Source organism: Bradyrhizobium sp. JYMT SZCCT0428, from assembly GCF_018131075.1.
In the GTDB taxonomy this organism is placed as follows: domain Bacteria; phylum Pseudomonadota; class Alphaproteobacteria; order Rhizobiales; family Xanthobacteraceae; genus Bradyrhizobium.
The window spans coordinates 127,492-139,750 of record NZ_JAFCLS010000017.1; the positions used below are offsets into that span (position 1 = coordinate 127,492).

11 protein-coding genes and 2 pseudogenes are annotated in these 12,259 nt (G+C 62.2%); 2 read left to right on the forward strand and 11 right to left on the reverse strand.

Annotated features, from left to right (window positions below; all coding sequences use genetic code 11):
* Positions 1-77: 77 nt before the first annotated feature.
* The 7 genes and pseudogenes from JQ575_RS46470 to JQ575_RS19335 form a co-directional block, all read right to left on the reverse strand.
* Positions 78-563, reverse strand: a pseudogene (locus JQ575_RS46470) (tetratricopeptide repeat protein); the annotation flags it as partial.
* Positions 564-631: 68 nt separating this feature from the next.
* Positions 632-1,078 (reverse strand): annotated as a pseudogene (locus JQ575_RS46475) (tetratricopeptide repeat protein); the annotation flags it as partial.
* Positions 1,079-1,293: 215 nt separating this feature from the next.
* The gene (locus tag JQ575_RS19315; protein ID WP_212034796.1) at positions 1,294-2,010 is read right to left on the reverse strand and encodes an ABC transporter ATP-binding protein; all 717 of its coding nucleotides are present in this window, start codon (positions 2,008-2,010) and stop codon (positions 1,294-1,296) included.
* Positions 2,007-2,783, reverse strand: a complete 777-nt coding sequence (locus JQ575_RS19320; protein ID WP_212034797.1) for an ABC transporter ATP-binding protein — start codon at positions 2,781-2,783, stop codon at positions 2,007-2,009. Before JQ575_RS19320 ends, JQ575_RS19315 begins: the two co-directional genes overlap by 4 nt.
* Complete coding sequence (locus JQ575_RS19325; RefSeq protein WP_212034798.1) at positions 2,780-3,787, reverse strand: branched-chain amino acid ABC transporter permease; 1,008 nt, start codon at positions 3,785-3,787, stop codon at positions 2,780-2,782. The genes JQ575_RS19320 and JQ575_RS19325 overlap by 4 nt, the downstream gene beginning before the upstream one ends.
* A gap of 1 nt (position 3,788) precedes the next feature.
* The gene (locus JQ575_RS19330) at positions 3,789-4,658 is read right to left on the reverse strand and encodes a branched-chain amino acid ABC transporter permease (RefSeq protein WP_212034799.1); all 870 of its coding nucleotides are present in this window, start codon (positions 4,656-4,658) and stop codon (positions 3,789-3,791) included.
* Positions 4,659-4,711: 53 nt separating this feature from the next.
* On the reverse strand, positions 4,712-5,878 hold the full coding sequence (locus tag JQ575_RS19335; protein ID WP_212034800.1) for an ABC transporter substrate-binding protein: 1,167 nt from the start codon (positions 5,876-5,878) through the stop codon (positions 4,712-4,714).
* Positions 5,879-6,117: 239 nt separating this feature from the next.
* On the opposite strand from JQ575_RS19335, the gene prpB reads away from it, so the two are divergent.
* Positions 6,118-7,047: a methylisocitrate lyase gene (prpB, locus tag JQ575_RS19340; RefSeq protein ID WP_212034801.1), complete on the forward strand. Its 930-nt coding sequence runs from the start codon at positions 6,118-6,120 to the stop codon at positions 7,045-7,047.
* 28 nt (positions 7,048-7,075) lie between these two features.
* On the opposite strand, the gene JQ575_RS19345 is transcribed toward prpB, so the two are convergent.
* The 4 genes from JQ575_RS19345 to JQ575_RS19360 form a co-directional block, all read right to left on the reverse strand.
* Complete coding sequence (locus JQ575_RS19345) at positions 7,076-7,846, reverse strand: GntR family transcriptional regulator (RefSeq protein ID WP_212034802.1); 771 nt, start codon at positions 7,844-7,846, stop codon at positions 7,076-7,078.
* Positions 7,847-8,091: 245 nt separating this feature from the next.
* Positions 8,092-9,240 carry a 2-methylaconitate cis-trans isomerase PrpF family protein gene (locus JQ575_RS19350; protein WP_212034803.1) on the reverse strand — a complete coding sequence of 383 codons (1,149 nt, stop codon included), beginning with the start codon at positions 9,238-9,240 and terminating at the stop codon, positions 8,092-8,094.
* Between the two features lie 15 nt (positions 9,241-9,255).
* Positions 9,256-10,047: an N-acyl homoserine lactonase family protein gene (locus JQ575_RS19355; RefSeq protein WP_212034804.1), complete on the reverse strand. Its 792-nt coding sequence runs from the start codon at positions 10,045-10,047 to the stop codon at positions 9,256-9,258.
* Positions 10,048-10,056: 9 nt separating this feature from the next.
* A complete protein-coding gene (locus tag JQ575_RS19360) occupies positions 10,057-11,049 on the reverse strand; it encodes an NAD-dependent epimerase/dehydratase family protein (RefSeq protein WP_212034805.1) in 993 nt (330 codons plus the stop codon).
* 306 nt (positions 11,050-11,355) lie between these two features.
* Here JQ575_RS19360 and JQ575_RS19365 point away from each other — a divergent pair, with 306 nt between their 5' ends.
* On the forward strand, positions 11,356-12,237 hold the full coding sequence (locus JQ575_RS19365; protein ID WP_212034806.1) for an NAD(P)-dependent oxidoreductase: 882 nt from the start codon (positions 11,356-11,358) through the stop codon (positions 12,235-12,237).
* The last annotated feature ends 22 nt before the right edge of the window (positions 12,238-12,259 follow it).

Here is a 12,259-nt window from a genome sequence, read left to right on the forward strand (position 1 = left end):
CGGGAACTGGTTTGCGCCAGGCGGCTCGGGAGATTGTTTCGCTGACTGGCGATCTCGACCCACAGGGCCAGATAGGCATTGTCCGGTGCATGCGCACTTGCCTGGTCAAGATCGGCCAGCGCCTTTTCGACCGAGCCGGCAAACAGATATGATCGCCCGCGCGCAAAGTAGGCCAGCGGGGATTTCGGATTGAGCCGGATCGCCTCATTGTAGTCGGCGATAGCGCGGTCGAGGTCGCCCTTGGCGTGATAGGTAACACCTCGGCCGACGAAAGCCTTGACTGACTTTGGATCGAGCCGGATCGCCGCGTTGTAGTCGGCGACGGCGCGGTCACGGTCGCCCCTGGCGCGATAAGCGCTACCTCGACTGTTAAAGACGCTGGCATCTTCGCGATCGATCCGGATCGCCTCACTGAAGTCGGCGATCGCGCGGTCGAGGTCGCCCTGCTCGAGATAAACGCCACCTCGCTTATCGAAAGCCGCGTCGGATTTGGGATCGAGCCGGATCGCCTCATCGAAGTCGACGATGGCGCGGTCGTTGTCGCCCTTGGCGCTGAAGGCGATACCTCGACCGAGGAAGGCCTTGCGTGTTTGGGTTCGAGCCGGATCGCCTCATTGTAGTCGACGATGGCCCGGTCGTTATCGCCCTTGGCGTTGTAGGCGTTACCCCGATTGTTGAAGGCCATGACGAACTTTGGATCGAGCCGGATCGCCTCATTCAAGTCGGCGCTAGCGCGGTCGTTGTCGCCCTGCTCGTTATAAGCGGCACCTCGATTGTTGAAGGCCATGGCCAATTTCGAATCGAGCCGGATCGCCTCATTCAGGTCGGCGATGGCGCGGTCGTTGTCACCCCTGGCGCGATAAGCGACAGCGCGATTGTTGTAGTAAGCCGCCAGATCGCGCCCTTTCGATTTCCCCGACTTGATGCCCCGGGTACAGTCAGCGATCGCAGCCTCGGGGTCCTGCGCAGAATCACACTGGTCAGCGGCGGCTGAATAACCCAGGAATGCGGCTGAATAACCCAGGAATATCGTGGCGGCAAAAAGCGCGCTCCAGAATCTCCAATCCGTCGGCCTCATGCCATTTCCCTGGGCGAACCTTGATGTCCTGGGATATGTGTCGGAGTTTGGCGTTCTGGTTCACATCCATTGGGTCAATCGTGTCGATTCGGCATGTCGGCAGCATGTTCGGTTAGCGGTCATCCCGGAGGTCGGCCTTCATCAACGCCGCGTCAATCCGGATTTGGCTGTGCACCAATGGGTCCACACCCCATACGACTACCGAACCGGTCGCCTTAAACGCCGAGATAAGCGCGTTGAACGTAATCGCTCTTGGCAAGCTCAGCGCCGGGACCGCTCAACGCGATCCGCCCATTCTCCAGCACATAAGCGTAGTGGCAGAGCCGGAGCGCCAGATTGGCATTCTGCTCGACCAGCACGATCGACAGGCCCTGCTCCCGGTTGATGGTTTCGATCAGGCGGCCGATCTCCTGCACCATGATGGGCGCGAGCCCAAGTGACGGCTCGTCGAGCAACAGCACTTTCGGCGCCGCCATCAGCGCCCGGGCAATCGCCAGCATCTGCTGCTCCCCGCCGGAAAGCAGGCCTGCCATCTGGTCGCGACGCTGCCTGAGTTTTGGGAAGAAGCCGAACATCCGCTCGACGGATGCGTGCAGGCTGCTGCCCTGCGGTTGCAGGTAGCCACCCACGAGCAGATTGTCATGAACGGTCATCCGCGGAAACACCCGCCGCCCCTCCGGCGACAACGCGATGCCCTGCGAGACGATGTCGGGCGGCGACATCCTGTCGATCCGCACGTCGCCGAAGTTGATCTCGCCCTGGCTCGGCGACCGCAACCCCATGATCGCCCGTAGCGTGCTGGTCTTGCCGGCGCCATTGCTGCCGACCAGCGACACGATCTGGGCCGGCGCCACGTCGAGGCTGATGCCTGATATGGCGACCCGGTGGCCGTATTCGACGTGAATGTCACGTACCTGAAGCGCTTTGCTCATGCTGCTTCCTCGGCGCCGAGATAGGCCTGTATCACGCTGCGATTGGCCCGGATTTCCGCAGGAACTCCCTCGGCGATCTTCTCGCCGTGATCCAGCACGACAAGCCGGTCGCATAACCCCATCACCAGCCGCATGTGGTGCTCGACCAGCAGCACCGAGATATTCTCCGTCTTGTGCAGCTCCTTGATCAACCGGCCGAAATCCGCGGCTTCTTCCGGGTTCAATCCCGCCACCGGTTCATCGAGCATCAGCAGCTTGGGACGCGCGGCAAGCGCGATGGCAACACCGAGCCGGCGCTGACCGCCATAGGACAGTTCGCCAGCACGGCGCTGGCGGAACTGCAGCAGCGACAGGCGTTCGAGCAAAAGCTCGCACCGGCTTCGGGTCGCCGACAGCGCCGTGCGTGCGGCGCGGGTGTTGAAAATCGAACCCAGCATCGAAACCGGCGTGGTCGCGAACGCACCACGCATGACATTCTCGATGACCGTGGCATCCGGGAAAATCGTCGTGGCCTGGAACGTCCGCACCAGTCCCTCGCTGACGATCGCGCTCGGCTTCTTGCCGACAATGCTGCGCTGCTCGAAGCGAATGGCGCCTGATGACGGTGACATGACCCCGCTGACGACATTAAAGCAGGTGGTCTTTCCGGCGCCGTTGGGGCCGATCAACCCGACGATCTCGCCTGTCTTGATCGAGAACGAAACGTCCTTCAGCGCATTCAGGCCGCCGAACCGCCGGCTGATCGCATCCACTTCCAGTAATGCAGCGCTCATTTCGGCGTCTCCGGCTCCGAGCCCTTGCTGAAGAAGGATCGTCCGATCGAGACCAGACCGTTCGGGATGAACAGCAATACGCTGAGCAGTATCACGCCGTAGATGATGTGCTGCGCGCCGACGAAGCCGCGGAACAGCTCCGGCAGGGGCGTCAGGAACAGCGCGCCAAGGACGCCGCCGATCATCGTGTGACGCCCGCCGACGACGAGCATGGTGATGTAGGCGATCGAGTCGTTGAACGTGAAACTATCCGGCGACAGAAAGCGGATGTAGTGGACCATCGCCGCACCGGCTGCCCCTGCGATGCCGCTGCCCAGCGCAAAGGCCACGATCTGGTAGTGGCTCACGTCGATGCCACTCGATTCGGCGAGGCGGACGTTCTCCGCGATGGAACGGAACGCCCGGCCGTACTGCGAGCGCATCAGCGCCCAGACGAAGGTCACGACGATAATGAAGGCGGCGAGCGCAAAATAGTAGAAGCGCAGGCGGGTCGAGAGCGGAAGACCGAAAATCGATATCGCGGGAATGCCGAGCAGCCCGTTGGCACCATGGGTGACACTTTCCCAGTTCAGCACGATCAGCGTGAAGACCTGCCCGGCCAGAAACGTCACCAGCACGAAATAGACGCCGCGCAGCCGAAGCAATATCTTGCCGAGCAGCACCGCCGCCAGTCCGGTCACCAGCCCGGCCAAGACGATGCCGAGGATGGGTGGAAGCTTGAAGCTCAGCGCGGCAAGCGCCGAGACGTAGGCGCCGGCGGCCACGAACGCCGCGTGTCCGAGCGATATCTGCCCGACCGACGCAATCAGGCCCAGGCTGACCGCGAAGATCGAATTGAGCAGCATCAGGTTCGCCAGATGGATGTAGAACTGGTTGCTCGTCAGCTGCGGCAGGATGAGAGCTGCCGCGAGCACAATGACCAGCACGGCAGCGGGCAGCAGACGACGGCGCGGCGCGAGGCGCGGTTCGTCGCGGCCCATCGTGGCGATGGATGATCCCTCCAAGTCAGGCCTCCCTTTGTCCCAAAAGGCCGGCGGGCCGAACAAGCAAGATCAGAATGACCAGCAGAAGCTGCAGAATGTCGGACATCAGCGACCCGAAGATCGTGGCGGTGAAGCTCTCGATCATGCCGAGCAGAAGGCCGCCGACCACGGCGCCCGGGACCGAGCCGAGACCGCCGAGAATGACCACCACGAAAGCCTTGAGCATCGGCGTGAGGCCGACAAAGGGCGAGACCGAGAACACCGGCCCCATCAGCGCCCCGGCCAGCGCCGCGAGCGCGACGCTCATGCCGAAGGCCAGCGGATAGATGTAGTTGACGCGGATGCCCTGGATCAGTGCGGTCTCGGTATCCTGAGCGACCGCCCGCATCGCCCGCCCCAGCCGGGTTCGCTGCATGAAAAGCCAGAACGCGGTAAAGATCAGCGCGGCTGCCGCGATGACGACGAGCCGCGACCACGGAAAACTGAACGGACCGATCGCCAGCGTGCCCGTCACGATATCGGGCATCGCCCGCGGCTGAGGTCCCCACAGCAGCACGGCGCCGTTCTGAATGATCACCGAGATCGCGAGCGTCGCGATCATTCCCGACATCTCATCCGAACGAAACGGCTGGATCAACGTGCGTTCGACCAGCATGCCGAGAATGCCGATCGTCAGCGCCGCGATCAAAAGGCAGACGATGAACGGTATCTCCCAATAGACGTAGGTGAAGAATCCGGTGAAGGCGCCGAGCATATAGAATTCGCCATGCGCGAAATTGACCACGCGCATGATCCCGAACACCAGCGTGAAACCGACCGCCATCAGCATGTACATCACACCGATGACGAGACCGTTCAGCACAGCCTGCGCAAGAAGTATCGAATAATCCAAGCCCGTTCCCTCGCGTCAGACGGCGTCTATTTTCCAGGAGATGCCTGCAACGCTCATTCACAGACCTTGGGCGTGCACTTGGCCACGACCTGCGCCGCGCCGCCCTTGAGCTGCGCCACGTAGAATGGTGCGTCGAGCTGCTGGTTCGATTTCCACTGCGCTTCGCCGATCCAGTTCACCTTGCCGAGCAAGGTTTCGAAATCCTTCAGGCCAAGCAACGCTTCGCGTACCTTGTCGCTATCCGTCACCGTTCCCGACTTCTGCATCGCAGCGAACACCATCTGCACGTTGGCGTAGAAGAACGGGCTGAAGGCATTCAGCGGCGTCTTGTACTTTGTCTCGAAGCGCTTGGTGTATTCCTGGATCGCCGGGGAATCCGTATTGATCGGCTGATGGACGTAGACGTTCTCGGTGGCATCCTTGCCGGCAACCTTCAGGATGTCAGCGGTGGCGTCACCGCCGGTCCGGATGATCGGCCCCTTGAAGCCAAGTTCACGAAGCTGCTTGACCAGCAATCCTGCGGTCTGCGGCGCGTTGCCGTTGAGTTCAAAGGCATCGATGCCCTTCGCCAGCACGCGCGTCAGCAGCGGCACAAAATCGACGCGCTCGCGCTCGAAGAATTCCTTGGCAACGAATTTGGCACCGACCGCCTCATAGGCAGCTTCGTTGGCGGCTCCGACCTGCTGACCGGATTCGTCGTTCGGGAACAAGCCGCCGATCTTCTTGGCACCCAACTTCTGCACCACCCACTTGATTTGCGGATCGGAGAACACGTCCGACGGGATCACCGGCCGGAAGCTGTATTTGTAATCCGCCGACAGCGCCTTCGGGGTGAAGGCCATGGTCATGGTGATGACCTTGTTTTCCGTGCTGACGGGAAGAAGGGCCAGCGCCGGCGCCGACCCGAGCGGACCAACCACGAACTTGATGGTGTCGTCGTAGACCATGCGGTTGAACGCGGTCAGGGCGTCCGCCGCCTTGTAGTGGTCGTCATAGGCGACGATCTCGACCTTGTACTTCTTGCCGGCGACTTCCAGTCCGCCCTTGCTGTTGACGTCTTCGGCGGCGAGTTCGGCCGCGCCCTGCATCGCCATCCCCCACGCGGTTCCGGCGCCGGAAAGCGTCGCCAGAACGCCGAGCTTCAATGTCTGCGCTGACGCCGAATATGAGGAAACAGCGCAAGCCGCCGAAAGAAGCGCGACCTTCAAAAATCCACGCATGGCTACCTCCCTGATGTCGGGGAGCAGCTTGCTGCCAACCCCTCTCGATTTTTCTGTTGCTTTCGTCCGTGGCCCTATCGGGCGACGGGATGGCGGAACCTATCTTAGGGAATTGACTAAAGTCAACTGTTGACAGTTTAAGGTTCATGCAGGAAACATTCCTGCCGCCCCGTTCGGGCCACGACGCAAGCAGGCATGACGGATATGATCAGGAACGAAACAGAACAGGCGGGAGCCAAATGACATATCTGGTCGCCAATGACATGCCGACGCTGGCCGCCGGCGAGCGCTTCCGGAAATTACTGCTGCGTCCCGGGATCCTGCAGATTCCCGGGGCCCATTGCGGCCTCGCCGCGTTGCAGGCGAAGGCCGCGCAGTTTGAAGCGCTGTATCTGTCGGGAGCGGCGATGTCCGCATCGATGGGGCTTCCGGACCTCGGCATTCTCACGATCGACGACGTCTGCTTCTTCGTCCGGCAGGTTTCCCGCGCGTCGCAACTTCCCGTGCTGGTGGATGGCGATACCGGCTTTGGCGAAGCGCTGAACGTGATGAACATGGTGCGGGCGTTCGAAGACGCGGGCGCTGCGGCCGTCCAGATCGAGGATCAGATCCTGCCGAAGAAGTGCGGCCATCTCAACGACAAGAAGCTGATCGCGCCCGAGGATATGGCGGCCAAAATCGCCGCCGCCGCCAAGGCGCGGCGGCATCTCTACATCGTGGCCCGCACCGATGCGGCCGCGGATGAAGGGCTCGACAGCGCCATCAACCGGGCACGGCTGTATGTCGAAGCCGGCGCGGACGCGATCTTCCCCGAAGCGCTGCATGACCCGGAAGCGTTCCGCAAATTTGCCGAAACCATCAAGGTGCCGCTGCTGGCCAATATGACCGAGTTTGGACGAACGCCGTTCATGACGGCGTCCGAGTTCGAGGCGCTCGGCTACAAGATGGTGATCTGGCCGGTCAGCGCGCTTCGCGTGGCCGCAAAGGCGCAGGCCGAACTGTATGACGGCATCCGCAAAGACGGCGGCACCCACCGCCTGATCGATCGCATGCAAACGCGGGCCGAACTATACGCGACCATCGGCTATCACGAATACGAGGCCCTCGATTCATCGATCATCACATCGATCACGCCGCAGGGAATGCCGCAAAAGCAAACCGGCCGATGAAAGCGGCGGCTGGTCCTTCACCGCAAGGCTATCTGCGCGACTGAACCGCCGCCTTGCTTCTGCCTGTCCACGCCGCACCCGCCTTCGGCTTCCGAACGGGCGGCGCGACTTCTTGCCGGGCGGCCGTTTCCTTCATCTGCTCCTCGACATACTGGCGCGCGTTGCTGATATGCAGCCGCATCTTGCGTTCGGCTTCCACGGGATCCCGCCGCATGAGCGCCGCGACGATGTCCTTGTGCTCACGTAGCGCCTGTTTGGCGCGCCCCGGTTTTGTACTCGATTTGTAGCGGTAGACGCGAAGCAGATAATAGAGGTCCTCGCAAAGCATCTGGACCAGCCGCGCATTGCGGCTGCCCTTGACGATGCGAAAGTGAAAATCGAAGTCCTTCGACTCCTGATAATAGCCGGTGCCTTCCTGGACGCTTTTCTGCTGCTGGTGCTGGTCCAGCAGCTCGGAAAGCGCCTCCAGTTCGTCGTCCGTCATATGCTGGGCGGCGAGCCCGCAGGCCATTCCTTCCAGCGCCTCGCGAACCTGCAGCACTTCATAGAGATCGCTCGGCGACAGGCTTGCGACGCGGACGCCGATGTTGGGTGTCCGCTGCAGCAGCTTTCGGCCTTCGAGCCGGCGGATGGCTTCGCGCAATGGACCGCGGCTGACACCGAGCGACGCGGCCAGCGCCTGCTCGCTGATCTTGCTGCCCGGCTGCAGGTCCCCGCTCATGATCGCCGCCTCGATCCGCTCGGCGAGCGCATCCACCAGCGACTGGGCAGAGACCTTGTTGCTCAAGATGCCGTTCATGAAAGCCTTTCGATACCGCTCCCGTGGGAGCCCGCACAGACACCTGCCGGTTCGCTCATCGGCCAAGCCCTTGTACTTAGTAGAGCCTTTTCCGTTCCGATGGAATCGGAACGGAGCTCTAGATTCTTGTTTTGACGTGTTTTCTTGACGCGAACCGGTGTCCACTTCGCTGGAAAACGCTCTAGTATGTCCCTTCGTGAACGACAATCAATCGTGGAAACCTGCGTTCCCGCAACTGTATACAACTAAGCGATGGCCGTTCGATAAACCACATTGCCTTCGAACAGGCGGCGGGCACTGCGATAGACCGCGCCATAGTCCGCCTTCACCGCACCGGAGCCGGCAGGCGAAACGCCGGCGTCGACCAGCGTGACGCCCGATGGATGCGCGATACGAATGGGACCGTTCGCCTTGCAGAGTTCGGCCGGAATGCTTCCGGGAATGCGCGACGCCACCGCAAGGCAAATCGCTCCGGTAATGGGTGTAGCGCGATGCGGCAGCCCGACCGAGATCATCCGCACCCAGATGTCGGCATCTTCAGCCGCGAGTTCGCGCCCCGACAGCGTTCGTCCGGATCTCGGGCCCGTTACCATCGCGACCTTGGGAATACCGGTCATCCGCCGCGCCTGATCGAGATCCGGCGCAATCCCCATTTTAACCGATGCCGCGCAGCGGATCGCTTCCATCCGCTGCAGAAAGACAGAATCATTGTCGAGCACGTCGGGCAGTTCATCGCCTGACTTGCTGACCGAGCTGGCCGCAACGAAGACGCAGGGGTTAGCGGCATCGACGCAGGAGGCCTTCACGCTTTCCCCGCCGCCGATGTCGAGATCGTCAACCGCGTTTCCGGTCGGCAGCAGCTTGCCGGTCCGCGCCCCGCCCGGCTCGAGGAATTCCAGCCGGATCGGCGCCGCCTTCCCGGCGATGCCATCGATCTCGATGTCGCCGGTGGCCGCCAGCGAACCATCCTCGACCGGAAAGCGTGCAACGATGATCTTCGAGGTATTGGTGTTGTGGATACGGACGGTGGCTTCGCCGTTCGCGGGCGCCGTCACGAGTCCCTCGTCGAGCGCGAACGGCCCGACCGCCGAGGACATGTTGCCGCAATTGGCGCCATAGTCGACAAAAGTGTCGCGCACGCCGATCTGCGCAAAGGTGTAGTCGACGTCGGCGTCGGAGCGGCTCGGCGGGCCGATGATGCAGATCTTCGACAGCGACGAGATGCCGCCGCCCATGCCGTCGAGTTGCCGGCCATTGGGGTCGGGCGAACCCATCACTTCAAGGAAAATCGGGTCCCAATCCTTCGGGTTGGTCGGCAGATCGTCCCTTCGGAACATCACCGCCTTGGAAGTGCCGCCCCGCATGAACACCGCACGAAGTCGAGCATTTGCCATGGCCGATCCCTGTCCTTATTTCAGCGGCTCGGCGTCCAGGCGGATGATGTCTGCGGGCCCGCCCGGCTGCGCCGGATAGCGTTGTAGCACGAGCGGGTCATGGCCGGGCACGATGTGCGCCAGCGACGACGCCTGCCGACGCATCGCCTCATAGCCTTCGAGCGTCTCGCTGACGTCGACCACGACCGGAAACGGCCGGTACTGTTCGAAATTCGCATAATAGTGCGAAGCGTCCGAGGCGAGCACCACCCATCCGCGACGCGTCCGGACGCGCACGAACTGCAAACCGCGCGAATGACCGCCGACCAGATGCACGGTGACACCGTCGGCGATCTCGCTCGCGCCATTGTGGAACCTGACGCGGCCCTGGAAAAGTTTGCGCACCATCGCGGTGACGTCGTCAGCCTCAAACGGGTGCCGCAGACTGGAATGGCACATGCACCGGCCAGTGCAGTACTCCATTTCGCGATCCTGGATGTGATAGCGCGCGTTCGGAAAGATCTCGTGATTCCCGGCGTGGTCGTAGTGCATATGGGTCAGGACGACGTCCTTGACGCCGGCAAGATCGACGCCGGCAGTTTTCAGACCTTCCGCAACCGGGCGCGTTATCTTGCGCGCGCGGCGCCTGGCCATGTCAGCATCGAAGCCGGTATCGACGATGATGGTCTGGCCGTCGCCCTTCAGCACCCAGACGAAGAAATCCATCGGCATCGGCCCGTCATGCGCATCGCTGCCGAGGAAATTTTCGGATGTGCGCCGGTCGGCATTATGGGCGTAACGAACCGCGAGAATCTCGTATTCCGACATGCGCTCCCCTCAGCTTGCTGGCATGTCCTGCGCCTTGCGCCATTCCAGCAGCCGGCGGATGCCTTCCTCGATGGAAACCTCAGGCTTCCAGCCCAGCATCCTCTCGGCTTTGGCGATGCTGAAATCGAGCTGCTTGGTGACGCTCGATCGCACGCTCGAAGTAGCCGATTTGTAGACGGGCTTGAGATCGCTGCCGGTGAACTTCAGCAACAACGCCACCACCCGGTTGAGATCGGTCGCGACACCCGATGCAACCGTGAAGCTTTCAGCGGTCACGTCGGACGCCATCGCCATCACGTTGGCGCGGGCGACGTCGGCGACATGAACATAGTCGTGCACCTCGCTGCCGTCGTCGGGTATCACCGGCGGCTCGCCGCGCATGATGCGGTCGTAGTTTTCCATGATGTAGAGCGCGTTGACGCCGCGATAGTGCTGGCGTTCGCCGTAAACCGTTGCGTATCGCAACGCGACCCCCTGGATGCCGTGCTTGGCGCTGTAGAGACGGCAGAGATTTTCGCCGATCAGCTTGGTGCACGCGTACAGCGCCGTCGCGGGCTGGAAGGTGCCGAGCTGCGCCGGGGCTGACTCGTCGATCAGGCCCGGTGCCGGATCGCCGTACACGGCGATCGAGGACGAAAACACCACCTTCTTGACGTTGCGATAGCGGCACGCCTCGAAGATGTTGACTTGCCCCTCGACATTGACGGCAAGCCCAAGGCTCGGATTCTGGCTGAGCGGCAGCGTCAGAAAGCCGGCGATCGCGAACACGCCGTCGCAGCCTTCGAAGGCGTCATAGAGTTCGTTGATGCGCAGGATATCGCCACGCACGAGCTTTACTCTTGGGTCTCCCAATAGCGACCGGACCGTATCGGGACTGCCCAGCGCGTAGTTGTCGAGCAGTACGACTTCCCGCGCCCCCTGACTCAGCAATTGTTCCGCGACATGCGATCCGATCAGGCTGGCGCCGCCGGTCACGACAAATTTTCCCTGGGCGATCTTCATGGACGCTCACACATCGCGGCAAACTGCACAGGCTGTCTCAAGTCTCGCTCCCGTTGATGATCTGTTGAACCGATGCAGGCCGGGGCCGCTAGCATCGCGGCGGTGGCCGGCCGAATTGCACGGACGCTACCGCCCTCGCCCCAAACTGTCTACAGTTTTCATCATGCGGCTTTGGTGCACGCCGTTGCACCGCCTGCGGGGCTGCGCCGTCGCCTTGGCACCGGCGCCTCTGTATAGAGTCGAGCGATGAGTCTGCTTCAGCGATAGCTCGGCACGACCTCGCAACAAAAGAATCGGGAGAACGACATGTCTGAGAAGGTCGCGGTCATCGGAATGGGACAGATGGGATCGGGGATGGCGGGACGACTGAGGGAGTCCAACCTCGACGTCGTCGGCTATGACGTCAACGCCGATCAGCGCGCGCGCCTCACGAAGGACGGCTTTCGGATGGCATCGAGCATTGCGGAGGCCCTCTCGGGCCGCGGAATCGTGCTGACCAGCCTGCCCGATCCGAAAGCGGTGACGGAAGCATGGCTCGGCGCCGACGGCATCGTCGCCCATGCGGCCAAGGGCACCCTTTGCATCGAACTGAGCACCATCGATCCGCAAACGATGCGGCAGGCCGCCGAAGCAGCGGCCGCCAAAGGAATCGCCGTGGTCGATTGTCCGGTCAGCGGCAGCCCGAACGAGGCGCGCGCCGGCAAGCTGATCCTGATCGCCGGCGGCGAGCGAGCCGATGTGACCCGGGCCGAACCGATCCTCAAGCTGCTCGGCAACGAATGGAAGTACACCGGCCCGGTCGGAACCGCGAAAGTCGTCAAGATCGTCAACAACATGATGTCGATGGGCAATGTCCTGGTCGCGGCGGAAGCCTTTGCGCTCGGCGTGGCCGCAGGCGTCGAACCGGACAAGCTTTATGACGTTCTGTCGGTCAGCGGCGGGCGCTCGCATCACTTCACCAAGCGCTTTCCGAACGCGATCAAGGGAGATTTCTCGCCGGGATTCAAGATGGAGTTGGGCGAGAAGGACCTCGCACTTGCGGTCGAACTCGGGCGAATGACCCGGATGCCGACGCCGTCGGCTTCCGCAACGCGCGAACTTTATGCCCTTGCACTGGCCGAGGGCTTTCGCGGCCAGGATATCGTGGCGCTGCTGAAGATGTACCAGAACTGGGCCAAGCCGGCCTGATATCGTCAGGTCGTTGCAAGCC